Here is a 25,106-nt window from a genome sequence, read left to right as displayed (position 1 = left end):
TTTATGCGTGTCCTTTTGTTTGCTCTGTGGCAGCGAGGGCCGCACGGCCACGTGGGCCGTGAAAATACTCCTGAATCCAGGCGTCATCGACCTCGGCGACAACGCCCAATGTATCAGCTACCAGCACTTTTTTTTGTGAAATAACCGCCACTCGATCACATAGGGTGTAAAGCGTATCAAGATCATGCGTGACTAGAAAAACCGTTAAACCCAGCGCATCGCGCAGGGTGCGAATAAGTTGGTCAAACGCACCCGCGCCGATGGGGTCCAGGCCTGCTGTGGGCTCATCAAGAAACAGAATGTCTGGATCAAGCGCCAGAGCACGCGCCAAAGCGGCCCGCTTGATCATCCCACCCGACAACGACGCGGGATATAACTGACCCGCATGCCCAGGTAAGCCCACCAGCCCCAGCTTCATTTGGGCAATATGCTCGGCGAGGTCCCGGCTAAGCTTTGCGTGCTCAATTAATGGCAAGGCAATATTTTCAAGCACCGTAAGCGAAGAAAACAAAGCACCCCGCTGAAATAACACGCCAAAACGACGGCGCGTTTCTATATCCATTGCGGAGTTATTCTGCGTTTGAGCTTTCAAGTTGGAGTGGTTGTATACGTCATTACCACGCAACAACACTTGCCCGGCCCTGGGTTTTTGCAGGCCGACAATGGTTCTTAGTAAAACCGATTTGCCCGAGCCTGAGCCTCCAACAACGCCCAGAATTTCCCCTTGATACACATCCAGACTCAAATGGTCGTGCACAATGTGCGACCCAAATTGGTTGCGAACATCACGCACTTGTACAACGGTGTCAGCGTTTGAAAACCGGGCGTCTACCATCCCATTTCCATAAAGAAAATTGCCGCCAACGCATCAACCAGAATCACCACAAAAATAGACTGCACCACGGCGGAGGTGGTGTGTTGCCCGATGGATTGAGCGCTGCCTTTCACCTTTAAGCCTTCCAGACAGCCGATAATGGCAATCAGGTAGGCGAAAAAAGGCGCTTTCGCCATACCCAACAGAAAATGGCGCAAATCAATATCCCGGCTCATGATGGTTAGAAACATCGACGGCGAAATATCCATCGATAAAGCGCACACCATCATTCCGCCGGCAATACCCGACACCATGCCGACAAAGGTCAGCAAGGGCAGGGCGACCAACAAAGCCAGGATGCGGGGCAATACCAGTAATTCAATTGGGTTCAGCCCAGTCATGCGAAGGGCATCCAGTTCTTCGTTGGACTTCATCGAGCCGATTTGCGCGGTAAAGGCGCTGGCGGTTCGACCGGCCATGAGGATGGCCGTAAGAAGGACGGCAAACTCTCGCAGAAAAGAAAAAGCCACCAGATTAATGGTGTAAATCGACGCACCGAACCCTTTCAAAATGGTCGCGCCCAAAAACGCCACTACCGCGCCCACCATGAATGTCAGTAACGCAATAATTGGAACGGCGTTAAAACCCGTATGTTCGATGTGCCAAATCACGGAGGTAAGACGCCAGCGCCGTGGACGGAATGCGTTGTAAGACAGCGCCTGCAATGTCAGACCGATAAACCCCAGAAGCAACCATGCTTGTTTACCCGCTTCGGCAACAGCCTGGCCCATCCGTCCAAGGATTTCCAGTAAGGGGGATGGCGGCTTCATTGCGCGCTCTGACGCGGGCGCTTGTTTTATTGCGTTAATAACTGTGCGGATCAGCGCAATACGTTCCGAAGGAAGGGTAGTGTGTGACTCTAACGATGTTTCCAGCGCCGGGCCCAACAATTCGTATAAACGTTGCGCGCCTGCCGTATCCAAAGCCTTGAGGTCGCTTAGATCAATTTCTATCGGCCCGGCAAATACCGGCACCAGCGAGCCGCCCGTATCTTCCTGCTGCAAATTACGTATTTTGGCTAGCGTTCCGTAATGCTCAAGCGTCCAGGAACCGGCAACCTGCACAAACAGTGTTTGCCCATCGGAACGCCAATGCAGAAATTCGTTAAAGGCCGTCAAGGTTAAGTATGCTGCGCCATTTCACCCCTCCGGCCACGACGTTTTACGCCGGAGAAACGGGGTTTTCACCAATAATTTTCAGCTCGCGATGGATTGCTGCTTTTTCAAGCTTTTCGAGAGGCATGTTAGCAAAAATCGAGATACGCGTGGAAATCTGTCGAAATATTTTGTCAAAAGCAGCACGTTTAACGTCATCACTACCAACAACAGACGCGGGGTCTGCAAACCCCCAGTGCGCGGAAATAGGTTGGCCCGGCCAAATAGGACAAACCTCGCCGGCGGCGTTATCGCAGACGGTAATAATAAAATCCATTTGCGGGGCATTCGGCAGCGCGAACTCGTCCCAGCTTTTACTGCGCAAATTCCCAATTGGGTAACCGATGGCCGATGCTTTTTCAATGGCAAATGGATTCACTTTGCCGCCGGGCTGGCTACCTGCACTGTAGGCGCGGAAACGACCACGCCCAATCGTGTTCAACAACGCTTCTGCCATAATGCTCCTGGCAGAGTTGTGGGTGCATAAAAACAGCACGTTGTAGACTTTATCACTCATATACTGACCTTTTAGCAGAATATCGTTGAAAAACAAGGAATGTCGTCATGCATAACGTCACGATTTATCACAACCCCAAGTGCGGGACTTCTCGCAACACGCTGGCGCTTATTCGCCATGCCGGCATTGAACCGGAAATTATTGAGTACCTGAAAACACCGCCCAAACGCGAAACCATCATCAATATGGTTAAACAGGCCGGCCTTTCCCTGCGCGAAGCGCTGCGTGAAAAAGGCACGCCTTTTCTGGAACTGGGGCTCGACCAACCCAACGTTACCGATACGCAGATTCTCGACGCGCTCGAGGCACATCCCATTTTGTTGAATCGCCCGTTCGTGATTACTGAAAAAGGCGCGAACTTATGCCGACCTTGTGAAAAGGTTTTGGATCTTTTACCGCCTATGCCGCCTAAAGCTTTCGCCAAGGAAGACGGCACACCGGTTTTGGATGAACAAGGCAGGCGAGTCATTTAACCAGTCATGAAAAGCAGGCGGACAGGCGGGGCTTATCCCGCCTGCAATGCTTGTTCATACCAATGACGCGTGCGGTTTACGGTTCGCACCAGCCACAACATCACAGGCACTTCAATCAGCACGCCTACAACGGTGGCCAGCGCGGCGCCCGAATCAAATCCGTAGAGCACGATGGCGACGGCTACAGCCAATTCGAAGAAGTTCGATGCGCCGATCATCGTCGATGGCCCGGCAACATCGTGTCGAACTTTTAGTTGTCGGTTCAAGACATAACCCAATGCAGCAATAAACAGGGTTTGAACCAGAATGGGTACGGCCAATATGGCGATAATGACAGGCTGTTCGACAATGGCTTTACCCTGAAATGAGAACAGCAAGACCAATGTGGCCAGCAAGGCAACGATTGACCAAGGGCCAATACGGGATAAAACCTTCTCGAAAAATGGCAGCCCGCCTTTTTTGATTAACCAAAAGCGTAATGCTTGGGCAATACTCAGTGGAATTACGATGTACATGATCACCGATAGAATTAACGTATCCCAGGGCACGGGAATAGACGAAACGCCAAGCAGTAACGCCACAATCGGGGCAAAGGCAAACACCATAATCAGATCATTCAGCGCGACTTGTGTGAGCGTGAAATTCGCGTGACCTTTACACAAATTGCTCCATACAAACACCATGGCGGTGCAGGGCGCGGCACCCAACAGAATGAGGCCAGCCATATAACTGTCGAGTGATGCGGCCGGTAACCAGGGCGCAAACACCACTTTAATGAAAAACCAACCAAATAGCGCCATGCTGAACGGTTTAATCAGCCAGTTCACTGCCAGGGTGATGACCATGCCTGCGCGTTGTTCGTACACTTCGCTGAGCGCAGAAAAATCGATTTTCATGAGCATGGGAATAATCATGCACCAAATCAAAATGCCAACCGGAATATTGACATGGGCAATCTCCATGGCTCCCAGCGTTTGGGCTGCGCCTGGCCAATACAAACCCAGTAGCGTTCCGGCAATAATACATAACGCAACCCAAACCGTTAGATAACGTTCAAAAAAACTGATGGGCGGTGTGTCGACATGTTTGTGCGAGGTTGCAGTGGTTTCTGACATATAGACTTTTCAAGTTTGGATGACGAATAGAATTGCGCGAGTCGTGACTCCCCGCGTGTGGAAATATTATATCTGTTTTACCACATATATGGAATAGCAAATATAATGGCTGTTAAGTATCAAATCGGTGGGCGATCTGATTACATGCAACTGGCATAATTTAATGAAACCAAATTGATCCTTAATGGATGGCGAACGAAACCATGAGCGCAATAAATGAATTAGCCATACTGAAGTGCCTGGCGGATGAAACACGTCTGCGAATGCTTTTGCTCATTTCGCGAGAAGGAGAGCTTTGCGTTTGTGAACTGACCAGCGCTTTGAACGAAGGCCAGTCAAAGGTTTCCAGGCATTTGGCACAACTAAGACGTTGTGGGCTGCTGTCTGATCGGCGTCGAGGTCAATGGGTGTTCTATGATCTTGCCCAAAGTGCGCCGCAATGGCTTATTCAGTTACTAAAGGGCCTTGCTGTGGATCAACCTCAACTTGAAAAAGATCGCTCACGTTTAGTTAGGGCTTCATGCGCATAATGTATATTATGTAAATTCGAGTATTTATGAATCCATACCGTTATTAACGGCTTTATCCCTTTAGCCTGCATCGCTACAATACCCTCCACAAAATAAGTACAACTCGTGGGCATCAGCACCATCGAAATCAATACGGAGACAAATCCCATCATGTATTTAAAAAACACCTGGTACGTTGCCTGTACACCCGACGAAATTAACGACAAGCCGTTGGGCCGCCAAATATGCGGGGAACGTATTGCGTTTTATCGCGGTGAGAACAACCAGGTGGCGGCCGTGGAAGACTTTTGCCCTCACCGTGGTGCTGCTTTATCGCTGGGTTTTGTCGAGAACGGCAATCTCGTATGCGGCTACCACGGCCTTGCGATGGGTTGCGATGGCAAAACCGTATCGATGCCGATGCAGCGCGTGGGTGGTTTCCCGTGCATCAAAAGTTTCCCGGTGATTGAAAGATACGGCTTTATCTGGGTTTGGCCAGGCGACGCCTCCTTAGCCGACCCCGCCCTTATCCCGCATCTCGAATGGGCGGTTAGCAATGAATGGGCCTACGGCGGCGGCATGTATCACTTGAATTGCGATTACCGTTTAATGATCGACAATTTAATGGATCTCACGCACGAAACCTACGTGCATCCCGAAAGTATTGGGCAAGACGAGATCGACGAAGCGCCGGTTAATACGCGGGTCGAAGGAGACACGGTCATTACCAGCCGTTTCATGCATAACATTCAGGCACCGCCCTTTCTAGCCAACGCCATGCGCGCAAATGGGCTGAATCCGGACAAACCAGTCGACCGTTGGCAAATTTCGCGTTTTACACCCCCCAGCCATATCCTGATCAATGTTGGTGTGGCTTATGCCGGCCAAGGTGGCTTCGATGCCGACCCTTCCGTGAAGGTTTCAGCCGTTGTGGTTGATTTCATCACCCCCGAAACGGAAAACTCACATTGGTATTTCTGGGGCATGGCGCGTCATTTCAAGGCCGATGACGCGGAGCTAACCGAACGTATTCGCAAAAACCAGGGCGAAATTTTTGCTCAGGATTTAGGGGTGCTGGAAGCGCAGCAAAAAAATCTGGCCGGTCATCCCGAGCGCCGTTTGCTGATGCTCAATATTGATTCAGGCGGCGTACAAGCACGGCGTATGATCGACCGGTTGGTTCAGGAAGAACAGCGCGAATTAGTTTGAGAATGTACCACGCAGCTCAACTTCCTTGAACGCCTGCAACAGCGTCTGACGCAGCTCTTCTTCGTCCCACGGTTTGGCCATGAACTTGTATACGGCGCCATGGTTAATCGCCTCGGTCAGTGATTTCAAGTCGGCATAGCCCGACAAAATAATACGAATGGTCGACGGGTAAAGGTTTTTGATTTCACTGAAAAATTCGGTCCCGGTCATATTGGGCAGACGCTGGTCGGAGATAATGACATGTATCGCGTTTTCCCCCAATATGTTGAACGCTTCGCGTGTGCTTGAAGCCTTGAATACAAGATAACCCTCACGGCGCAAAACACGGTGAAGCGCATTCAGTATGTTTTCTTCGTCATCAAGGATCAGGATGGCGCGATGGGTTAAATCGCTTTCCGGTGCCATGGGAAGCGTTTCACCCCCCCCTTTTTCCCTTAAGCGTGTTTCCAATTGTTCCATCGGCATAGCGCGGGCAAATAAATGCCCCTGAAACTCATCGCAAAAATGCCGTTTCAGGAACCAGTATTGCGCCTCCGTCTCCACGCCTTCCGCAACCACCTTAAGCCCCAGGTGATGAGCCAGACTGATAATGGCCTTGCTAATCGCCGCGCTTTTTCTGTCTCCTGCGATTTGGCGTACGAAGGAACTATCGATTTTTATTTTGTCGACCGGGAGATCTTTCAGATAGCTCAAGCTTGAATAGCCGGTACCAAAGTCATCCACCGAGACACTGAACCCCAATTCACGCAGTGTGCTCAATTTGCTGATGGTGTGATCAACCCTTTCCAACAGCACGCCTTCTGTAATTTCTATCTGGATATCCTGTGGCGATAAATTATGCGTTGCCAGCGCATGGGTCAGCTCCTCAACAAATCGCGGGTGCTGAAAATACAAGGGCGAGATGTTAATGATGAAGGGAAAGTCCGCCATGATTTTTCGATTTAACGCCGCTTTATCACGGCAAACCGCATGCAGCACCCATTGGCTTAAAGGCACAATTAAGCCCGACTCTTCGGCAATCGGCACAAATACCGAAGGCGAAATATAGCCGCGATCGGAGTGCGGCCAACGCAGCAATGCCTCTGCGCTAGTGATGCGACCGGTAAAGCCGTTGATGAGCGGTTGATAATGCATACTGAAATGGTCGTTGACCAACGCTTTCTGCAAGTCGGTGCGCAGTGAAAGCCGCGTATTCACATCGGAAGCCAATTCATTTGCATATTCACGCCAGGTATTGCGGCCACTTTGCTTGGCTTGTGCCGATGCGAGGTCGGCTTCGCGAATCAGCTCCAACGGTTCAGGCACATTCGCTATGTGGGTGGTAATGCCTGCAGACGCCGTTAGGTGTAATTCAGCCTGTTGGTGCTGGTAAGGCCGTGCAATAACGTTGATCAGGCGTCGTGCAAGTTGCGTCACCTGATGGCCCGGCGCGTCCGGTACCACCACAACGAACTCATCCCCTTCCAATCGGGCCAACCATTGGGGAGCCTGTATCGAGCCGGCCAACCGGTTTGCCACTTCGCGCAGTATGCGGTCGCCCACTTCAAAGCCCATCGAATCGTTAATCAGTTTGAGCCCATTCAAATCAAGCAAAATAATCGAGGCACAACTTGCCTGTGCACGGGCGCGTTTGCATACATCATCCAGTTTTTCTATTAAAGATGCTTTATTGGGCAGCCCGGTAAGATAGTCGTAAAAAATTGCCTGGCTAAGGGCGTCGGATCGTTGAACAACGTCTTGTGACAGACGCAGCGTTCGAACTAACAGGATCGTAAAACCCAGACAAACCAGGAACAGAAAGTCGGGCAGCAAACGGCTAATAAGCGGGGCCGCTCGCGGCGATATCCATGTCGACAATTCCCAGTGAATATCATGATGTGGATCGAACCGGCTGGTGCCCAGATAGCGGGCTGCTTGAACGCCCTGCTCTTCCAGGTTGTCGTATAGCATTCGGCCATCCATATGCAGCTGGAACCGAATGGCGGCAAGGTCGGGCCGCAGAGCGGAATCAAGAAACTGCTCAAGACTATGCGCCACCACCAACACCTGATGACTCGCGTTCGGGCCCGGCAAAGCTATACCCAGCCAGAACCAGTCGGAGACATTATCGGAACTGTAAAGGAACAGATGCGGTGTACTCTCCGAGGCAACATGCCTGAGCCAGCTTTGCACCTCGGCACGAGCCGGCCAGTGGCTCAGGACGTCGGAAAAGCGTTGCGGATGATTCAACGAATAGCCGGTTTCGGTTCGCCCCGACTGGCTTACGATGGCAACGCCTAGCGCGGTGGTGTGGTCTTGTATGAAACGCTGCGCCTCGGCAATCAGTTGTACTTCGTCGTGCATCGGGCCTTGCCAGGCTGCAACGCGATAATGAAGGCGTTGCAATGCGGCGATTTTTTCGCTCAAAGATTCGGTGATGGCACTTTGCGCCTGTGCAGAGCTGATTGTTGCTTGTTGTTCGGCAAAGCGTTGCTCCTGTTCCGCCAATAAAAACCAGCATAGAACGGCCAATGCAACACCGCCGGTTGCGACAAAAAATTGTTTACGCTCTTCTTCTTTCGCCTGAAAACCGGCTGAAGTGGTTTTTGAAAATGCATGACCAACCAGGCCCAGGGCGATCAGCCCCCCCATGATGGCGTCGATATGGGTTTCGTGCGCATAACTTTGCAAGCGTGAAACTACCCAGTCGTCGGGCACAATCACTGCAAAAAACGACAAAAACAACAATAAAGCGGCGATCAAGAGACAAACAAGTTTTTGTTTTGGCAAAGGGAACATTGTTGCGATTAAGCCAAATGCCCCAACTAATAGCAAACCACCCCATAGACCTGCCGAGTAGGTGTAGGCAACAGCAACAACCAGTGTCACGAGCGCCAAAATACGACCTGGCCAAACCCAATGGGCAGCCAGACCCAATGTTAGGCCGGTTGATATATAAAGCGTGATTTCGCCCCAGGAAACAAGCGGTACGCGAGCGAAGAACAATAAGTTGATGACGGCGTCGAGCAGGCCGCCCAAGCCAAAAAACAGTAATGCCAGCGCGGGTAAAAAACGCGCTGCGCCATAAACACTACACATCCGAATGAAGCCGAATGCGCTCATGCCTCTTCGTCTTGCAGTACCTGCAAGACATGAATAACGTATTGCGTTTCCTCGTTTTCCTCGAAGTCTTTGAGCTTATTGATGAGCCTTTCCGTAATGACCGTACCTTCCTTTAGAAGCAGCATGCCGTTTTGTGCATGCAAACTGCGCGCAATAATCATCTCCGGGCGCAACGTACTTGTATTGTGCGTCACAACGTCTTCGCTTTCCGCTTCTTTTTCTTCTTCCAAACGCTTCACTAATTCAATAAACGCCGCACATAACTCCGGATCATATAAACGCCCGGCATACTTGGGCATTTTTTCTACCATTTCCTCATGCGGCACTTTGCGCGCAAAAACCATGCCCATTTTCATTTCGACGAAATCAACCACCAGCTTAAGAACCCGTGCCCCAAACGGGATGGCATTGCCCACCAGACCGTCGGGAAATCCCGCCCCGTCCCACCGTTCCTGATGATGCCGGATAATGAGGGCGGCATCATGTGCCGGCTCAAGCGCGATCAGCAGGCGTTCACCCGTTGTTGGGTAGTTTTTATAATTCTCGCGCTGAACGCGATCCATAGATTCCGGCGGCAAGGCGATCAGGGCGTCGTTCCAGGTGAGTTTGCCCAGGTTATATAAGGCGGCGGCCATTGAAAGGTCGTCGGTCAGTTGCTGGGAATACTCTTGCGCCTTGCAAAAAGCGCGCATCAACTCAATGACTTCTTTATTGGTTTGTCGGCTGCGCGGCAACCGTTGGGCCAATAGTGCCGAGAAAACCTCAGTTGCCGTTACATACGCTTGTTTCAGTTCTTCATTGGCCGCCGACAGCATTTCAGCCGCCCGCATAAGCTCGGCAGTTCGCGACTCAACCCGGCTTTCCAGTTCACTATTTACTTGCTGAAGTGCAATATTCTGTTCTTGCGTTAATAGTTGCAAACGATTGCGGTCACGTTCTATATGCTGATGCTCCAATGCCTGCTTGATCGCAAGTAACAAAAGCCGGTCGTCCCAAGGTTTGCTGATGTAACGGAAAATACGCCCTTCGTTAATAGCACGGATGGTTTGGTCAATGTCTTCATATCCAGTTAAAAGAATACGCATGCAGTCGGGCCGACGCGACTCAATGGTGCGCAACAAAGTTGGGCCGTCCATGCCCGGCATGCGGGCATCGCAGATGACCAGGTCGGCGCCCTCCTCTTCCAGCAATTGCAAAGCGCTTTCGCCATTGGTGGCCCCCAACAACTTGAAAGGTTGTGCGTGCAAAGCACGTTTGAGGCTACTGATGACGTTGGGTTCGTCATCAACAATTAAAATGGTTGCCGATTGTGAAGCGTCAGACATGATCACACCCAGACTTAGAAGTTGGGTTGGTGAACCGGCAACCAGACACGAATGCGGGTGCCGTGTCCCACTCTACTGAATACGTCAATTCTGCCATTATGTTTTTGAACAATGCCGTAAGAGAGGGCCAAACCCATACCGGTGCCCTGCCCAACGGGCTTGGTTGTATAAAAGGGCTCAAAAATACGCTGCTGTATCTCTGCTGTCATACCGCACCCCGTGTCTTCAACTTCGAACCATACCCAGGCGCCGTCCTGATTGGTACGTAATGTAATCATGCCTGAATTTTCAATCGATTGTGCTGCATTGATTAATAAATTCATCACAACCTGATTGATTTGCGACACATTGAATTGCACGGGTGGCAAAACACCGAATTGTTTGATCACTTGTGCGCGATATTTAATTTCGTTGCCTGCCACCGTTAAAGTCGACTCAATACTTTGATGAAGGTCGGCCAAACGGAAGCTGTCATCGTCGGTGTGGGAAAAATACTTCAACGCTGAAATAATGTGCTTTATGCGATCCATTCCCTCTTCGGACTCGCGTAACAATGCCGGCACATCTTGCCGAATGTAGTCGTAATCCAGGGCTTTTTTCAATTGATGCAATTCACCCATAGACTCGACATGATCGGTCGCATCGATGATTTTCAGCATGTCTTGCATATAACCGGCCAAGGTTTTCAGGTTTGAAAACACATAACCCACTGGATTATTAATTTCATGGGCTACACCCGCCGCCAACTGGCCGATCCCCGCCATTTTCTCGGTTTGTAAAAGATGAACTGCCAGTGGGTGGTCAATCTGGTTGAGCAGATTTGCCGGGTTCGAGCCGACTTGCGTGTCGTTATTCGTCATAAGCAAGCACCACTTTACAGGTTAACGGGAGGTTAACGGCAAGTGTGGCGCAAACTTTAATATCACTGCAACAAAAACCCGAATTGACCGGAATAAAGCTTTAGTCGCGCCGCCCTGCTGCCCGCTTTGCCTGGTACAACCCCTCATCGGCAAATTTAAGCAGCATTGTCATGTCGACCCCGTCGTGTGGGTAGCGTGCCACGCCGACACTGGCTCCTACATCGATATCAACACCTTCCACCCGAAACGGCTGCACCATTGCCAGGTGCACTTTATCGGCAACTTGATAGGCGTCGTCGTCTTGTGAAAGATCAGTAAGTAGAATAACGAACTCATCACCGCCGACCCGGGCGACTGTGTCGGAAGCCCGCACGCATAACACCAGGCGATCAGCCACTTGTTGTAATAGTGCATCACCTACTGCATGGCCGTGCGCGTCATTAACAGATTTGAAGCGGTTCAAATCAATAAACAATACGGCTACCATGCCGTCATGCCGTTCAGCTTGAAGCAACGCACGATTACCCCGTTCGATGAGTAACGTACGATTGGCGAGCCCAGTTAACTCATCGTGCAAAGCAAGCTGGCGCAGGCGGTCTTCATATTCTTTCTGGCGCGAGATATCAGAAAAAACACCAACATAATGGGTGATTTTGTTTGTCTCCGGGCTGCGAATCGCTCCTAAAGTTAACAGGGCCGGAAAAATATTACCGTTAGCCCGTTGCGTCCAGACCTCACCTTTCCACTGATTGTGATCCTCCAGCGTATCGACGGCGTTTTTAAAAAAATGTTTGTCGTGACGCCCAGTGGGTTTGTGGAGTAACCCCAGAAACCATTTGCCCAGAGCTTGTTCCGTTGCATACCCGGTAATAGTGGAAAAAGCGGGGTTAACGGCAACAATATCGCCTTGACGGTCAATTAACACCAGCGCGTCGGCGGCGTGCTCGACTGCCGCAGCGGTTAAACGCAACTTTTCTTCGAGTTTTTTTACGGGTGTGATGTCGACCCATTGGCCGTAAAGCGCATCGTGGTCGTTAAACTCAATGCGCTCCATATTGATCAGAAGATAGTGTTCGGCACCGTCGACCATAGCCCGAAATTCCTTTTGGCGCACCGAACCCTGTTTCTTGACCTCTTCAATAAACGTGGCGCGTGGTTCGCTTGCCGGCCAAATCATGAGTTCGGTCGTAGTTTTGCCAACCACCTCATTCAGTTCCAGCCGCAACAGACGGCACATTTCATCGTTGGCATCGAGGCAAAGCCCGGAATCCAGCTCCGTAATAATGGAAGGAACTGGACTATTTCGAAACGCGGCCTCCCAACGTTGCTCTGACTGGGTGGCATATATGTTGGCGAGCTTTTGTTCGGTAATGTCTTGCATCGTGCCGGTGATACGTACCGGCTTGCCGCCGTGGTCGAATCGCCCTTCCGCCCTTACCATAAGGTAGCGTATACCGCCCGGAGAACATAAACGATGCTCTACAGTAACGAAAGGATGCGCGCGCTGTTGTGCGCCGGCCAACAGGCTATTGAAAATGTCATGATCTTCTTGCGGAATCAAGGCCAATAGCTCATGCAAATTCGACGGCAAAGCATCAACCGATAAACCCATGACCCTTGCGGCATCAGGGCTACCGTATAGCTTTAAGTTAAGTAAGTCGATTTCCCAGGAAGCCAGGCGTGCAATACGTTGTGTCTGCAACAATTTTTTATTCTTTTCCTGTAATTGCCCCTCCAACTGGCGGGCCTCCAGAAACAAACCAATGTCGCTACCCAACGTTTGCAGTAGTGCAATTGTGCTGGCGTCAGGCTCATTTGTGTCGGTGCTCAGCAGCTCGATGACGCCTAGAACATGAACACGCCCAGGCAGTGGGATACCCAGGGCGGAGTGCAAGCCCAGTTTACGAACCACATTGTTTGCTTCGTTGTGATTGCTTTGTGGAATGGTTGCTGCGAAAACTGCGCTTTCTTGTTGCATCACCAAGAATGGAATGGTGTCCTGGTGGCTGAACGCGCCGTTGCGAAAACAGGCTTCCAGCGCTTGTATACCGTGCTGCGTTTCATGCCAGGCACACTGAAACTGCGGCTTCTCATGTGGTCGGGTGATCCAGGCGATTGCAGCTTGCCATTGCGAATGCGTACAAAGCAACTCAAGAACCTGGGCCAACCCGGTATCAATTCTGCGGGTTCCCGAAAGGCGTTGTACTGCGTTATATAACAATTGCAGGCCGTGTGCCGATGGCATCTTCTTCGCCAGACGCTTGGCGTCGGTCGGGAAATGCTTGACTGCGCCTTGAAGAATAGAAACCATAACCTTCCGCCAGAATAAAGGCACCTGCGCCAGACAAAATCGCTAGACTACCCCGGTTTATAACAAAATGCAACAAATTGAAAAAGGACAATTTGTTAGTTAACGGCGGCGAAAGGGAAAAAGTTAGGGGCGGTAATGTAACGCCCCTATGATCAATAATTTATAGCTTTATTTTTATTGAATAGCCAATGTTCGGCTACCGTTCGTACCGGCCTTTTTTACCAACTTCAAGTTCAATACGCCGTCTTCATAGTGCGCTGAAGAGGCAGACTCATCAATATCGTGGGCGAGTGAAAAGCTGCGCGTCTGACGGCCGTAAAAACGTTCACGACGGACCACTTTTTCGTCTTTTTTCTGTTCTTTTTCCTGACGGATCTCGGCACTTAGGGTTACCTGGTTACCATCGATGGAAACAGTGATGTCTTCCTTACGCATACCCGGGATCTCGGCCTTGACGGCGTAATGGTCTTGCGCTTCGGTTACGTCCATTCGGATGCGCGGCTCGGTTTGGACTTTATCCGCCAAAGGACGCAAGCTGAAATCGCTAAAAAAGTCCTCCAAATTTCGCCAGGGTTCCATTGCCGTTAAATCACGAAATGGATCAAAACGTGTTAAGTTTGCCATGACTCACCTCTCTATCAAGTTAAGTTCCAAATTGGCATGTTCATGCTACACCTGCTATTTGGTGGCCACCTTGATGAAAATCAAGAGTTGCGCTGGGTTCACCCCTATTGTCATAATCAGAACGTTTACGTAAAGTTGGCAACGTTTTCAAAACGTCGCAATTAATAAAATTTCTTACAACCGGAGGAAACATGAAACTCTCAATGAAACTGGCCGGCGTGGCCGCGGCCGGCCTTATGGCCAGTGCAATGGTTGCCTCAGCGCAAACCAAAGACATCAATGTGGGCGTTACGCTCTCCAGCACCGGCCCGGCCGCCGCGTTGGGGGTACCCGAGCGTAATACCATCCCGCTTTTACCAACAGAGATCGCAGGCCACAAAGTTAACTACATTGTGCTCGACGATGCCACTGACGCAACGCAAGCGGGTCGTAATGCACGCAAACTCATTACCGAAGACAAAGTCGATATTATTTTTGGCTCATCTTCAACGCCAACCAGCGTGGCCGTGGCTGAGATAACCAACGAACTCGAGGTACCGCAAATCGCCGTTGCCCCATTAGACTTGCCAGCCGATAAAGAAAAATGGGTTTTCCGCACCCCCCAACACGTACGTCTTATGGCAGGTGCATTGGTTGACCACATGAAAGAAAACGGGGTCAAAAAACTGGGCTTTATCGGCTATGCTGACGCATATGGCGAGGTTTGGCTCAAAGAAATGCGCCCCTTGGTTGAAAAGGCCGGTATCAGTATGGAAAACGTTGAGCGTTTCAACCGGAACGACACCAGCGTAACAGGCCAAGCCTTGAAACTGGTTGCCGCAAAACCCGACGCTATTTTGGTTGTTGCGTCTGGAACCCCCTCGGTTCTGCCCCAGGTCACCCTGCAAGACCGTGGCTTTAAAGGGCAGATATACCAAACGCACGGCACCGCCAGTAAAGAGTACATTCGTGTAGGCGGCAAAGCGGTGGAAGGCACTATTCTGCCGGTCGGGCCGGTTGTAATTGCAGAGCAACTACCTGATTCGCACCCTTCGAAGCAACCTGGTATTGAATACATCAAAGCTTACGAAAAAATGTATGGCGAAGGCTCCTTCTCGTCTTTCGGTGCCCATATTTTCGATGCTTATCTTGTGCTTGAAGCAGCGGCTCCCGAAGCCCTTAAAAAGGCTGAGCCAGGCACTCAAGCATTCCGCGCAGCGCTGCGTGACGCGATTGAAAACTCAGAAGAAGTCGTCGGCTCGCATGGTGTGTTCAACATGAGCCCCACCGACCACTTCGGCCACGATGAACGTGCCCGCATGCTGGTTGAGGTTAAAGACGGCGACTGGAAACTGATGAAATAATCATCTGGCAGTATGTGCCGTCACAAGAAAAGCCCCGGCCTTAAAACCGGGGTTTTTTTACTGTTACTTACTGCAAGCCTATGCGAAGCAAACGCCCGTTATCTGCATCTGTTAGCACGTAAATAAACCCATCGGGGCCACTGCGTACATCACGGATACGTTCATTCAAATCTTTTAACAGGCGCTCTTGCTCTTCAATAACGCCGTCTTGGTTTTGAGTCAGCCGAATCAGGCTGCGGTCGCGCAAGGCACCCACAAAAATCGAGCCCTGCCATTGTGGGAAACGTTCGCCGGTATAAAAAGCCATTCCGCTCACCGCAGGCGACACTTCCCAAACAAAATTCGGCGCCTCCGTCCCCTTTACTTGCTCCCCTTTTGCTTCAGGGATAGGACTACCGGAATAGTTGATGCCATGCGTGGCAATCGGCCAGCCGTAATTTTTCCCTGCTTTCGGAATATTAATTTCATCGCCACCGCGTGGGCCGTGTTCATTTATCCAGAGGAGCCCACTTTCGGGATGTAATGCCGCACCCTGCGGGTTACGATGCCCGTAAGACCAGATTTCATCTCGCGCCATTGGGTCGCGAACGAAGGGATTGTCGGATGGAATCGTGCCGTCGGCGAGAATACGTACGACCTTACCTTGTAACTTGTCAAGATCTTGCGGCAACGGGCGCTGCCCGTTGTCTCCCAACGTAATATATAAATGGCCGCGATTATCAAATACCAAACGGGAACCAAAGTGCTGGCCGGTGGACATTTTGGGCTCCTGGCGGAAGATCACTTTGAAACCCTCCAGTTGTCGCATGTCGTTACTTAGCTTGCCGAAGCCCACGGCCGTTCCTGCGCGGGCACTGCCACCCTCGGAATACGATAAATAGACATTTCGGGATTGGTTGAAATTCGGCGCCAATGCAATATCAAGCAAGCCACCCTGCCCTTTATTCCACACCTCAGGTACCCCGTTAATGGGGTCGGAAACCTGGCCGTTTGAGGAAACATGGCGTAGAGAACCTTCACGTTCAGTCACCAGCATGCCCTGATTGTCGGGCAGAAACGCCATGCCCCAAGGGTGTTGCAAACCTTGAGCAAGCTCTTCAACCTCGATTTCTGCCGCACGAACGTGTGACAAAGTCATAAACTGTGCCGTAAACAGCATGAGGGCACAGGCAAAAGCCGACCTCAACAGGCCTCTAGGCGCATTCAGGCATTTTGAAGTATCAATATCAAGCATCGTCTTACACTCCCGGTCGGGTCATGTTCATCGGAACCACCCACTGATCATATTGTTCACCGCTAAGGTAACCAGAATCAATGGCCGCCTCGCGCAGCGACATCCCTTCCCGATGCGCTTTCTTGGCAATTTCGGCTGCTTTGTCGTATCCAATATGGCGGTTCAACGCAGTGACCAGCATTAGGTTTTGATGTAAATGTGACTCGATTACCGGCTTATTTGGCTCAATGCCTTCAGCGCAAAAGCGATTAAATGTACCGCATGCATCGCCCAGAAGCTGGATGCTTTCCAGCACGTTATGCACCATGACCGGTTTGTAAACATTAAGTTGAAAATTACCTTGCGTACCGGCAAAGGCGGTGGCGGCATCATTACCAAAAACCTGTACACAAACCATGGTCAGAGCCTCACATTGGGTTGGGTTCACTTTGCCCGGCATAATTGAAGAACCCGGTTCGTTTTCAGGAATCAACAATTCACCGATGCCGCAACGGGGTCCGCTGGCCAGCCAGCGAATGTCGTTAGCCATTTTCATCAGGCCACCCGCCAGCGTCCGCAACGCCGCAGACATTTGAACCAGGGCGTCATGCGCTGATAATGCAAAAAACCTGTTAGAGGCCGAAATAAAAGGCAACCCTGTTTCTTCCGACAAATACACGGCGGCCCGGTCACCGAATTCAGGATGTGCATTCAGACCCGTTCCTACGGCCGTACCTCCAATTGCAAGCTCATAAACGCCCGGCAATGCCTGTTTGATAGCCGCCAGGCCGAAATCAATCTGCGCCACCCAGGCGCTTATTTCCTGCCCCAAGGTAATGGGCGTTGCGTCTTGCAAATGGGTACGCCCGGTTTTCACAATTTGGTCGTACGCGCGCGACTTTGCATCGAGTGTGTCACGTAAAGCCTGTACCGAATCCAGCAAATGATGCTGCACGCTTTGGGCCACTGCAATGTGCATTGCGGTAGGAAAAGTATCGTTCGAAGATTGTCCGCGATTGACATGATCATTGGGATGAACCGGCTGTTTCGACCCCAATTGCCCCCCGGCCAGTTCAATAGCCCGATTGGCAATGACTTCGTTGGCGTTCATGTTCGACTGGGTTCCCGAGCCCGTTTGAAACACCACCAATGGAAAGTGTGCATTCAGTCGCCCCTGAATGACATCATCACTGGCTTGAATGATTAAGTCGGCCAGTTTTGGGTCTAGCTCCCCCAGCGATGCGTTGGCCTTGGCGGCAGACTTTTTCAACAAGCCCAGCGCTTTGATAATGGAGGCAGGCCAGACAAAGCGGTCGGCACCGATTGGGAAGTGATGAAGTGACCGTTGCGTTTGTGCGCCCCAGTACCGATCGGCCGGAACGTCGATGGGTCCCATTGAATCGTACTCCGTGCGCATTTTGCTCATTTTGGCCTCCTGTCGATCAGGCTGGTTGCTTGAACTGAACAGGGCTACTGAGGTTTAAGTGGGTTGCCCAATACCCCAGGGTATCGAGCAACCGATTGGCAAAGCCCCATTCGTTATCAAACCATACCAGCAAATTCACAAAATTCTCACCATTCACGCGTGTTTGGCTGCCGTCGATAATGGCTGAGTGCGGATTATGATTGAAGTCGACTGAAGCATGGGGGTGACTTGAGTACGCCACAAGACGCTTTGCATTGTGAGCAAGGGCTTGCATTTGCGTATTGATCGCCTCGACAGAGACCACCTGTTTCGTTGTGACCATGAGGTCAATCGCAGAAACATTCAACGTTGGAACGCGGATCGCCTTGGCCACAACTTTACCCGCCAACTCCGGCAGCAATCGCTCGACCCCCTTTGCCAACCCCGTTGAAACCGGCACAATCGATTGCATGGCTGAACGTGTGCGACGCAAATCCGACCTATGGTAGCCATCAATTAACGGTTGATCATTCATAACCGAATGCAATGTTGTCAGGAAAGCGTGTTCAAGCGAAAAAGCACGATTCAATGCTGCCAGCACCGGCACAATGGCATTTGTCGTGCATGAGGCATTCGAAACCAGAACCTCATCGCCTTTTAATACGTGCTCATTAATACCATACACAATGGTCTGATCAACCTCGGCCGCTCCGTCGGCCGGCTGTGACAACAATAACCGGGGGCATCCGGCCTGAATAAACCGCATCAGCTCGCTTCTGCTACTGTAACGACCTGAACACTCAACCAACACATCAAGGTTGTAAGCACCCCAATCAACCGATTCAGGTTTTTCGGCGTGCGTTACCTTGATTGAATGTCCATTGATAATGAGCGTTTGTTTACCTTGATCGACTTCGCCCGGAAAAACGCCGTGTGTTGAATCAAAGCGCGTAAGGTAGGCCATGGAATCCAGGTCGGCCGGCTCATTAATTGCAACAATTTCAAATTGCTCACAAGCCGACGATTCGTAGAGTGCACGCAAGAAGCAACGGCCAATGCGCCCGTAGCCATTAATTGCCAGACGAAGTTTTGCAGACATAAAAAACCATTCAGAATGTAATAGAAAAACCACCGTCAACGACCAAAACATGGCCGTTCACGTAGGCGGCGCTGGGTGACGCCAGAAAAACTGCCGCGCCGGTGATTTCCTCGGGCTGCCCCCAGCGACCCAGCGGATTGCGACCGATAACGACCGGCCCGCGAACGGGGTCAGCCACCAGATCGGCATTCGCTTCGGTGGCAAAAGTACCAGGAGCCACACCATTACTGGTAATGCCATAAGGCCCGTACTCCACCGCCAAACTGTGAACCAGGCCTTTCAAACCTAGTTTTGCAATAGGATAGATGGCGTCACCTGAGCGGGCCAGATTCCCTGCAATAGAGGTTAAGGAGATGATGCGACCGGAAGGTTGTGAGTTATGGTCCAGCATGGCCCCTGCCGCCAGCTTCGATAAGAAAACTGCGGCCGACAAATTCACGTGGATTAATTGATTGATATCGTTGACTGAGGCTGAAGACAAGGGTTTTCGGATACGAATTCCCACATTGTTAACCAAAATATCAGGTGTACCCCATTGGTTACAAAGGTTCGCGTACGCTTGGGGCAATGAGTCGAAGTCGGCAATATCCTGCACCCATGCGTGCGCGGTTGCACCTTGCTCACGTAATTGCCGGGCAACCGCTTGCGTGCGTTCCGGGTCTCGTCCGTTAATAATCACATTGGCCCCGCTGGCGGCATAAGCAGACGCAATGGCATAGCCTAATCCGCGAGTGGACCCAGTAACAAGAGCAAGACGATTATTCAACGAAAAATCAGGCTTGAACATGGTAACAACGCACTCCAAAAATAACATGGTAGCGCAACTGCAACCTGATCGGATCAAACTACCGGTTTAATCAAGCCTGTTTGCATTCGCGATGGTCATCGATAGAATATCAGCTCAATTCGATTTAACTGATTCAAGGATAACCATGAAGCTTTATTACCTGAAAGGCGCCTGCCCGCTGGCATCGCAAATTGTGCTCGAGTGGATGAATGTTGGCTACGAGCTTGAAGAAGTCACTCGTGAGCAAACCAAAACGCCCCAGTTCCTGGCTTTGAATCCCGTTGGATCCGTACCGGTATTGGTTGATGATGATTTCGTTCTGTCACAAAGTGTGGCCATTATGGAATATCTGGCCGAATTGCATCCCGAAAGCGGGCTGCACGGCACCACTGCAAAAGAACGTGCAGAAGTACGACGCTGGCTATCATTTTGCAATTCCGATTTGCACCGTACCTTCTCGCTGGTCTTTGTGCCGCAGAATTTTCAAAGCACGCCGCAGGGGCAAGAGGAACTGGCAACCAAAGCGGCGGAACGTATCAAATTTTTATTTAGTGTGGCCGACAAGCGCCTGGCCGACCGTGATTATCTGGCAGGGAAACGCTCATTGGCCGACCCTTACCTGTATACGGTTAATCGCTGGACCCGCGCAAAAGGCATTGATATGCCTGACCTGAAAAACCTGGACGCATTCTACAACCGTATGGCAACAGACCCCGGCGTTCAAAATGCGCTAAGCCGCCAGGGCTTGGAATAATTGGCAAACAGCTAAATGCGCCCGGCCCGCCCTGTTAAGCCGATTTGGCGGGCCGCGCGATATTCCACATTAATGCCCGGAAAGGCGCCAGCAAGGCCACATTCACGGCCAGCTTAACGGCCAGGTCACCCACTAACAAGGCCTGCCAGTTAATGCCGGTTCCTGCGAATGCAATGCTAAAGAACAGAATGGTATCAAGCGTGGCACCCGCCACTCCGCCGATAAGTGGAGCGCGCCACCATTGTTGTTGCCGCAAACGATCGAATACGTAAATATCAAGCAGTTGGGCGAATAAGAATGCAACCCCGGAAGCCAGCGCAATCCGCGGCGTTGCAACCCATACCGAAAATACAATGGCCACCACGAAACCCGCCACGGCAACCTGTCGGGCCGATTTGGCACCAAAACGCCGGTTGATCAGGTCGGCTACCAGAAAAGCCACAGGGTAAGAAATGGCGCCCCAAGTAAGCCATTTGTTAATGGGATACTGAACCAATACGTTCGACCCCACCACTACAATGGCCATGGCGGCCACAGCCAACAGGATTTGACGCGCCGTCATGGGCACGTGATAAGAATTTGATTTCATTTGGAAAGTTCAACAGACAGCTCGGAAGCCCTATTATACGATGCCTTCATCGCCTCCTGAACAATGGCCACAAAATCACGTTCGTTGAAAACACGCAAAGCTTCGGCCGTTGTACCCCCTTTGGAAGTGACACGTTCACGCAACACGGATGGGGGTTCCGGTGACAAGCTGGCTAATTCTGTTGCGCCGCTTAATGTTGCCAACGCCAATTGCCTGGCCTGCGCCTCGGAAAGACCCAACTGCCGGCCCCCTTGCATCAAGGCCTCCAGGAACAGGAACACATAGGCCGGCCCACTTCCCGATAAAGCCGTAACAGCGTCAATTTGCTGGTCGTTGTCGACCCACACAACTTCCCCAACCGCCCGCAGCAGCTGCTGTGCCAAAGCGCGATCTTGCTCGGAAACGCCTTTTGCGGCACATAAGCCGGAAATACCGGCCCCTACCAGTGACGGCGTATTTGGCATGCAACGAACCAGGCGAGTCCAGGGTTGCCCCGGCTCACCGAGCCATTGCGCGAACGTGTCCGAATCGATGCCGGCGGCGATGCTGATCGCTAATGTGTCGTCACGCAAAAAGGGCTTGCAGGCCGCCACGGTTTCTTTCATAACCTGCGGTTTCACTGCGAACACCCAGACCCGATGGTTGCCAAGCGTTTCGTCGGCTTGCGAAGCCGTGCTGACCCCCTGCTCTGCCCAGCGCTTTAGTACATTTTCATCAATATCAACCACGTGGACGTCTTGCGCGCCGCACCGCTTTCCGATCAGCCCGGCGCCCAGGGCCGATGCCATATTCCCGCCGCCGATGAAGGCAAGTTTTAGTTCCTGATGAGTGCTCATAGCGATAATTTTTTAACTAAGTTGATAATGATAAGCCAGTGATATCACGATAACACGGGCTGGTTGTAAGACATTGGGCTTACACCCGGTAAATCGCACTGCTCAATAGCTTGAATCAGCGCCTGAATGGCAGCAGGCCTGGGAAAGCTTTTCCGCCACGCCAAAACCACTCGGCGGCTGGGGATGGGCTTCTTGAACGGAATATAAGCCAACAAATCGTTAGGCGCCCCTGGAATCGCGCTAGCCGGCAAAACGGTGATGCCAATTCCTGCCGCAACCATATGACGTATCGTTTCCAGCGATGAGCCTTCGAAGGTTCGCTGAATCCCTTCGCTGGACGCTGAAAAGCGCGAAAGCTCGGGACACACCTCCAATACCTGATCGCGAAAGCAGTGACCAACACCCAGTAACAACATGGTTTCGTCTTTAAGCTCCGAAGCGCTGATTTCTTTGCGTTTGGCCCAAGGGTGTCGACGCGGTACCGCAATCACAAAAGGCTCATCGTATAGTGGATACACTTCCAGCCCCGCATCGGGTAAAGGCAATGCCATGATCGCGCAGTCAATCTCGCCCTGTCGGAGCAACTCAATGAGCCGTGTCGTGAAGTTTTCCTGAAGAATCAGCGGCATCTGAGGCGTAATTTCAATTTGAGCCGGAACCAAACGAGGTAATAGGTATGGCCCAATCGTATAAATAATTCCCACCCTTAACGGACCGGCAAGTGGATCATGCCCCTCCCGTGCTATTTCCTTTAAATTACCCGCCTCCTCCAAAACCTTCTGGGCTTGAGCCACCACACGCAACCCAATGGGAGTAACGGCAATTTCATTCCCGCCTCGCTCAAACAGGGTCACGCCCAATTCCTCTTCGAGTTTGCGAATCGCAACGGACAATGTCGGTTGGCTGACAAAACAGGCATCAGCCGCGCGGCCAAAATGGCGCTCACGGGCAACGGCGACAATATACTTCAACTCAGTCAGCGTCATGGCAACTCCTGATCCCGTTGTTAACTGCGTAAATAAACATGTTTGCCTTTCATCCATCGATCAAGATGCACCTGCGCAATGTCGCGTGCATTCGACAATAGTTCGGTGGCAAGCGACTGGGCTTGTTCGACAAGAGCGGTATCCGTTTCGATGTCGGCAAAACGCAAAAGCGGCACGCCCGACTGCCTTAAACCAAGAAACTCGCCCGGCCCCCTCAGCGCCAGGTCACGGCGAGCAACCTCAAAACCATCTGTTGTTTCGTACATAGTGCGCAAGCGTTGACGCGCAATAGCCGACAAAGGCGGCTGATAAAGCAAAACACAAACTGATTGCTCGGCACCACGGCCGACGCGACCGCGCAGCTGATGCAACTGCGCCAAGCCGAATCGCTCGGCATGTTCGATCACCATTAACGTTGCATTCGGTACATCGACCCCGACTTCGATCACTGTTGTGGCAACCAGCAGGGATATTTCACCGCTGCGAAACGCTTCCATTACCTCGGTTTTCTCGGCAGACTTCAGGCGGCCGTGAACCAGGCCAATACTTAAATCCGGCAACGTTTGCTGTAAATAAGCATGGGTATCCACAGCGGTTTGCAATTGCAGCGCCTCACTTTCTTCAACCAATGGGGACACCCAGTACACTTGCCGCCCTTTCTGTATCTCGGAATGGATATGCGCAATGAGTTCCTGCCGACGACTGTCGGCAACCAACTTCGTTACAACCGCCCGGCGCCCAGGCGGCAGCTCGTCGAGCACCGAAACGTCGAGATCGGCAAACAGTGTCATGGCCAATGTGCGTGGAATCGGGGTGGCGCTCATATTGAGCTGATGCGGCAGCAGCGGCGCATGAGAGACCTGCTGCTCACCTTTTTGCCCTAGTGCCAACCGTTGCCCCACGCCAAAACGGTGCTGCTCATCCAGGATCACCAACCCTAAACAATGAAACTCAACCGAAGTTTGAATGAGCGCTTGAGTGCCCACGACCAATTGCGTTTCGCCGCCGGCAATGGAGCCTAGAACTTGCTGTTTGTTTTTGCTCTTCTGGCTTCCGCTTAACCATTGAACCTGAACACCCAAAGGCGTCATCCAGGCCTGCAATTTGTGATAGTGCTGTTCGGCCAATAATTCGGTTGGTGCCATCACCGCCACTTGGGCACCACTTGAAATTGCTTTAAGCGCAGCAAACGCAGCCACAATCGTTTTCCCGCTGCCAACATCGCCCTGCAACAAACGATGCATGGGATACGCGCGTGACAGATCTTGGCTAATTTCGTTGATGACCCGTTCTTGCGCGCGGGTCAATGCGAAAGGCAGGCGTTCACGCAAGGCATTAAACAGCGGTTCATGATTGGCGTTCAGCGGGGTTGCCGTTTGCTCCAGGCGTAATGCCCGCGCTGAAGCCAGAGACAGTTGTTGTGCCAAAAGCTCGTCAAACTTTATCCGTTGCCAGGCAGGATGGGAACGTTCTTCAAGGCTGGAGAGCGTGGTTTGCGTTGGTGGGTAGTGAAGCGTGCGTACTGCTTGAGCAAACGGCATCAGCTTGAAACGATGGCGAATTGTGTCCGGCAATGTATCGGAAAGGTCGGCGCTTTCAAGTGCCTGCCCGATAATTTTCCGCAAAACAGGTTGTGTTAACCCATCTGTGGTGGAATACACGGGAGTGAATGTGGAAGCAAGCGCCCCTCCTGCTCTGCTGACGCGCGGATGCACGATTTCCAAGCCGTTGAAACCAGACCGAATTTCGCCGCGAACACGGACTAATTGCCCTTTCGAAACCTGCTTTTGCTGGTTGGGGTAGAAGTGCAGCCAGCGCAGGAATATGCTGCCTGTGTCGTCTCTTAATAAGGCAACAAGCTGACGACGTGGACGAAGCTGTACTTCGTTATAGGAAATTTCGCCTTCCAGTTGCACTGTTTGCCCAACGCGCGCCGAAGCGATGCGATGCAATTGCGTTTCATCTTCGTAGCGGATGGGCAAATGAATGACGCAATCTTGGGGCGTTCGCAACCCAAGACG

General features: G+C 51.6%; 22 protein-coding genes. 5 read left to right on the top strand and 17 right to left on the bottom strand.

Translation table 11 applies throughout. From position 1 onward, the window contains the following. Position 1 precedes the first annotated feature (1 nt). The 3 genes from CJO09_RS12860 to CJO09_RS12850 are packed head-to-tail and all read right to left on the bottom strand — an operon-like array spanning position 2 to position 2,545. On the bottom strand, positions 2-835 hold the full coding sequence (locus tag CJO09_RS12860) for an ABC transporter ATP-binding protein (protein WP_119442691.1): 834 nt from the start codon (positions 833-835) through the stop codon (positions 2-4). Continuing rightward, positions 829-1,992 carry an MlaE family ABC transporter permease gene (locus tag CJO09_RS12855; RefSeq protein ID WP_245961330.1) on the bottom strand — a complete coding sequence of 388 codons (1,164 nt, stop codon included), beginning with the start codon at positions 1,990-1,992 and terminating at the stop codon, positions 829-831. Before CJO09_RS12855 ends, CJO09_RS12860 begins: the two co-directional genes overlap by 7 nt. Positions 1,993-2,035: 43 nt before the next feature. Next, positions 2,036-2,545, bottom strand: coding sequence for an arsenate reductase ArsC (locus CJO09_RS12850; protein WP_119442751.1), 510 nt, complete (start codon positions 2,543-2,545; stop codon positions 2,036-2,038). 47 nt (positions 2,546-2,592) lie between these two features. Here CJO09_RS12850 and arsC point away from each other — a divergent pair, with 47 nt between their 5' ends. Next, a complete protein-coding gene (gene arsC, locus CJO09_RS12845; protein ID WP_119442690.1) occupies positions 2,593-3,018 on the top strand; it encodes an arsenate reductase (glutaredoxin) in 426 nt (141 codons plus the stop codon). A 32-nt stretch (positions 3,019-3,050) separates the two neighbouring features. Here arsC and arsB read toward each other — a convergent pair whose 3' ends face one another. Then, complete coding sequence (gene arsB / locus CJO09_RS12840) at positions 3,051-4,133, bottom strand: ACR3 family arsenite efflux transporter (RefSeq protein ID WP_119442689.1); 1,083 nt, start codon at positions 4,131-4,133, stop codon at positions 3,051-3,053. Between the two features lie 203 nt (positions 4,134-4,336). Here arsB and CJO09_RS12835 point away from each other — a divergent pair, with 203 nt between their 5' ends. Next, positions 4,337-4,663 (top strand): ArsR/SmtB family transcription factor, encoded by a 327-nt coding sequence (locus CJO09_RS12835; protein WP_119442750.1) that lies wholly within the window; start codon positions 4,337-4,339, stop codon positions 4,661-4,663. A 150-nt stretch (positions 4,664-4,813) separates the two neighbouring features. Next, on the top strand, positions 4,814-5,851 hold the full coding sequence (locus tag CJO09_RS12830) for an aromatic ring-hydroxylating oxygenase subunit alpha (protein WP_119442688.1): 1,038 nt from the start codon (positions 4,814-4,816) through the stop codon (positions 5,849-5,851). Here the strand turns inward: CJO09_RS12830 and CJO09_RS12825 are convergent. The 5 genes from CJO09_RS12825 to CJO09_RS12805 form a co-directional block, all read right to left on the bottom strand. Next, the gene (locus CJO09_RS12825) at positions 5,843-8,953 is read right to left on the bottom strand and encodes an EAL domain-containing protein (RefSeq protein ID WP_119442687.1); all 3,111 of its coding nucleotides are present in this window, start codon (positions 8,951-8,953) and stop codon (positions 5,843-5,845) included. The genes CJO09_RS12830 and CJO09_RS12825 overlap by 9 nt on opposite strands. Then, positions 8,950-10,278, bottom strand: a complete 1,329-nt coding sequence (gene nosR / locus CJO09_RS12820; protein WP_119442686.1) for a response regulator c-di-GMP phosphodiesterase, NosR family — start codon at positions 10,276-10,278, stop codon at positions 8,950-8,952. The genes CJO09_RS12825 and nosR overlap by 4 nt, the downstream gene beginning before the upstream one ends. 14 nt (positions 10,279-10,292) lie before the next feature. Then, positions 10,293-11,138, bottom strand: coding sequence for an ATP-binding protein (locus tag CJO09_RS12815; protein ID WP_119442685.1), 846 nt, complete (start codon positions 11,136-11,138; stop codon positions 10,293-10,295). 100 nt (positions 11,139-11,238) lie between these two features. Then, positions 11,239-13,449 carry a diguanylate cyclase domain-containing protein gene (locus CJO09_RS12810; protein WP_119442684.1) on the bottom strand — a complete coding sequence of 737 codons (2,211 nt, stop codon included), beginning with the start codon at positions 13,447-13,449 and terminating at the stop codon, positions 11,239-11,241. Between the two features lie 174 nt (positions 13,450-13,623). Further along, the gene (locus CJO09_RS12805; RefSeq protein ID WP_119442683.1) at positions 13,624-14,073 is read right to left on the bottom strand and encodes an Hsp20/alpha crystallin family protein; all 450 of its coding nucleotides are present in this window, start codon (positions 14,071-14,073) and stop codon (positions 13,624-13,626) included. 191 nt (positions 14,074-14,264) lie between these two features. On the opposite strand from CJO09_RS12805, the gene CJO09_RS12800 reads away from it, so the two are divergent. Then, entirely contained in the window at positions 14,265-15,416 is a 1,152-nt protein-coding gene (locus CJO09_RS12800) for an ABC transporter substrate-binding protein (RefSeq protein WP_119442682.1), read from the top strand. 67 nt (positions 15,417-15,483) lie between these two features. On the opposite strand, the gene CJO09_RS12795 is transcribed toward CJO09_RS12800, so the two are convergent. From CJO09_RS12795 to CJO09_RS12780, 4 genes are all read right to left on the bottom strand, one after another. Next, complete coding sequence (locus CJO09_RS12795) at positions 15,484-16,554, bottom strand: PQQ-dependent sugar dehydrogenase (protein WP_245961329.1); 1,071 nt, start codon at positions 16,552-16,554, stop codon at positions 15,484-15,486. Between the two features lie 100 nt (positions 16,555-16,654). Beyond that, positions 16,655-18,055: a class II fumarate hydratase gene (gene fumC, locus CJO09_RS12790; RefSeq protein WP_119442680.1), complete on the bottom strand. Its 1,401-nt coding sequence runs from the start codon at positions 18,053-18,055 to the stop codon at positions 16,655-16,657. A gap of 16 nt (positions 18,056-18,071) precedes the next feature. Further along, entirely contained in the window at positions 18,072-19,133 is a 1,062-nt protein-coding gene (locus tag CJO09_RS12785) for a type I glyceraldehyde-3-phosphate dehydrogenase (RefSeq protein WP_119442749.1), read from the bottom strand. 10 nt (positions 19,134-19,143) lie between these two features. Beyond that, positions 19,144-19,920: an SDR family oxidoreductase gene (locus CJO09_RS12780; protein ID WP_179950539.1), complete on the bottom strand. Its 777-nt coding sequence runs from the start codon at positions 19,918-19,920 to the stop codon at positions 19,144-19,146. A gap of 145 nt (positions 19,921-20,065) precedes the next feature. On the opposite strand from CJO09_RS12780, the gene CJO09_RS12775 reads away from it, so the two are divergent. Further along, complete coding sequence (locus CJO09_RS12775) at positions 20,066-20,674, top strand: glutathione S-transferase family protein (protein WP_119442678.1); 609 nt, start codon at positions 20,066-20,068, stop codon at positions 20,672-20,674. 34 nt (positions 20,675-20,708) lie between these two features. Here the strand turns inward: CJO09_RS12775 and CJO09_RS12770 are convergent, their stop codons facing one another. From CJO09_RS12770 to recG, 4 genes are read right to left on the bottom strand one after another with little or no spacing between them, the layout of a single operon-like run. Next, the gene (locus CJO09_RS12770) at positions 20,709-21,263 is read right to left on the bottom strand and encodes a queuosine precursor transporter (RefSeq protein WP_245961328.1); all 555 of its coding nucleotides are present in this window, start codon (positions 21,261-21,263) and stop codon (positions 20,709-20,711) included. Then, positions 21,260-22,099, bottom strand: coding sequence for a pyrroline-5-carboxylate reductase (gene proC, locus CJO09_RS12765; RefSeq protein ID WP_119442677.1), 840 nt, complete (start codon positions 22,097-22,099; stop codon positions 21,260-21,262). The genes CJO09_RS12770 and proC overlap by 4 nt, the downstream gene beginning before the upstream one ends. A gap of 44 nt (positions 22,100-22,143) precedes the next feature. Further along, positions 22,144-23,085 (bottom strand): LysR substrate-binding domain-containing protein, encoded by a 942-nt coding sequence (locus tag CJO09_RS12760; protein ID WP_119442676.1) that lies wholly within the window; start codon positions 23,083-23,085, stop codon positions 22,144-22,146. A gap of 20 nt (positions 23,086-23,105) precedes the next feature. Next, the gene (gene recG, locus CJO09_RS12755) at positions 23,106-25,097 is read right to left on the bottom strand and encodes an ATP-dependent DNA helicase RecG (protein WP_245961338.1); all 1,992 of its coding nucleotides are present in this window, start codon (positions 25,095-25,097) and stop codon (positions 23,106-23,108) included. Positions 25,098-25,106 lie beyond the last annotated feature (9 nt).

This window comes from Neopusillimonas maritima, from assembly GCF_003576595.1.
Classification (GTDB): Bacteria; Pseudomonadota; Gammaproteobacteria; order Burkholderiales; family Burkholderiaceae_B; genus Neopusillimonas; species Neopusillimonas maritima.
Note: the sequence above shows the minus strand (reverse complement) of the source record. Positions and strands in the feature narration are given on the sequence as shown.

What these genes read in the sequence shown, in the direction of transcription:
- CJO09_RS12785 (WP_119442749.1), bottom strand. Translation starts at nt 19,133, where the DNA reads ATGTCTGCAAAACTTCGTCTGGCAATTAATGGCTACGGGCGCATTGGC.
- CJO09_RS12780 (WP_179950539.1), bottom strand. Translation starts at nt 19,920, where the DNA reads ATGTTCAAGCCTGATTTTTCGTTGAATAATCGTCTTGCTCTTGTTACT.
- CJO09_RS12835 (WP_119442750.1), top strand. Translation starts at nt 4,337, where the DNA reads ATGAGCGCAATAAATGAATTAGCCATACTGAAGTGCCTGGCGGATGAA.
- CJO09_RS12770 (WP_245961328.1), bottom strand. Translation starts at nt 21,263, where the DNA reads ATGAAATCAAATTCTTATCACGTGCCCATGACGGCGCGTCAAATCCTG.
- CJO09_RS12825 (WP_119442687.1), bottom strand. Translation starts at nt 8,953, where the DNA reads ATGAGCGCATTCGGCTTCATTCGGATGTGTAGTGTTTATGGCGCAGCG.
- CJO09_RS12795 (WP_245961329.1), bottom strand. Translation starts at nt 16,554, where the DNA reads ATGACTTTGTCACACGTTCGTGCGGCAGAAATCGAGGTTGAAGAGCTT.
- CJO09_RS12775 (WP_119442678.1), top strand. Translation starts at nt 20,066, where the DNA reads ATGAAGCTTTATTACCTGAAAGGCGCCTGCCCGCTGGCATCGCAAATT.
- CJO09_RS12810 (WP_119442684.1), bottom strand. Translation starts at nt 13,449, where the DNA reads ATGGTTTCTATTCTTCAAGGCGCAGTCAAGCATTTCCCGACCGACGCC.
- CJO09_RS12860 (WP_119442691.1), bottom strand. Translation starts at nt 835, where the DNA reads ATGGTAGACGCCCGGTTTTCAAACGCTGACACCGTTGTACAAGTGCGT.
- CJO09_RS12830 (WP_119442688.1), top strand. Translation starts at nt 4,814, where the DNA reads ATGTATTTAAAAAACACCTGGTACGTTGCCTGTACACCCGACGAAATT.
- CJO09_RS12850 (WP_119442751.1), bottom strand. Translation starts at nt 2,545, where the DNA reads ATGAGTGATAAAGTCTACAACGTGCTGTTTTTATGCACCCACAACTCT.
- nosR (WP_119442686.1), bottom strand. Translation starts at nt 10,278, where the DNA reads ATGTCTGACGCTTCACAATCGGCAACCATTTTAATTGTTGATGACGAA.
- CJO09_RS12815 (WP_119442685.1), bottom strand. Translation starts at nt 11,138, where the DNA reads ATGACGAATAACGACACGCAAGTCGGCTCGAACCCGGCAAATCTGCTC.
- arsC (WP_119442690.1), top strand. Translation starts at nt 2,593, where the DNA reads ATGCATAACGTCACGATTTATCACAACCCCAAGTGCGGGACTTCTCGC.
- fumC (WP_119442680.1), bottom strand. Translation starts at nt 18,055, where the DNA reads ATGAGCAAAATGCGCACGGAGTACGATTCAATGGGACCCATCGACGTT.
- arsB (WP_119442689.1), bottom strand. Translation starts at nt 4,133, where the DNA reads ATGTCAGAAACCACTGCAACCTCGCACAAACATGTCGACACACCGCCC.
- CJO09_RS12805 (WP_119442683.1), bottom strand. Translation starts at nt 14,073, where the DNA reads ATGGCAAACTTAACACGTTTTGATCCATTTCGTGATTTAACGGCAATG.
- proC (WP_119442677.1), bottom strand. Translation starts at nt 22,099, where the DNA reads ATGAGCACTCATCAGGAACTAAAACTTGCCTTCATCGGCGGCGGGAAT.
- CJO09_RS12800 (WP_119442682.1), top strand. Translation starts at nt 14,265, where the DNA reads ATGAAACTCTCAATGAAACTGGCCGGCGTGGCCGCGGCCGGCCTTATG.
- CJO09_RS12760 (WP_119442676.1), bottom strand. Translation starts at nt 23,085, where the DNA reads ATGACGCTGACTGAGTTGAAGTATATTGTCGCCGTTGCCCGTGAGCGC.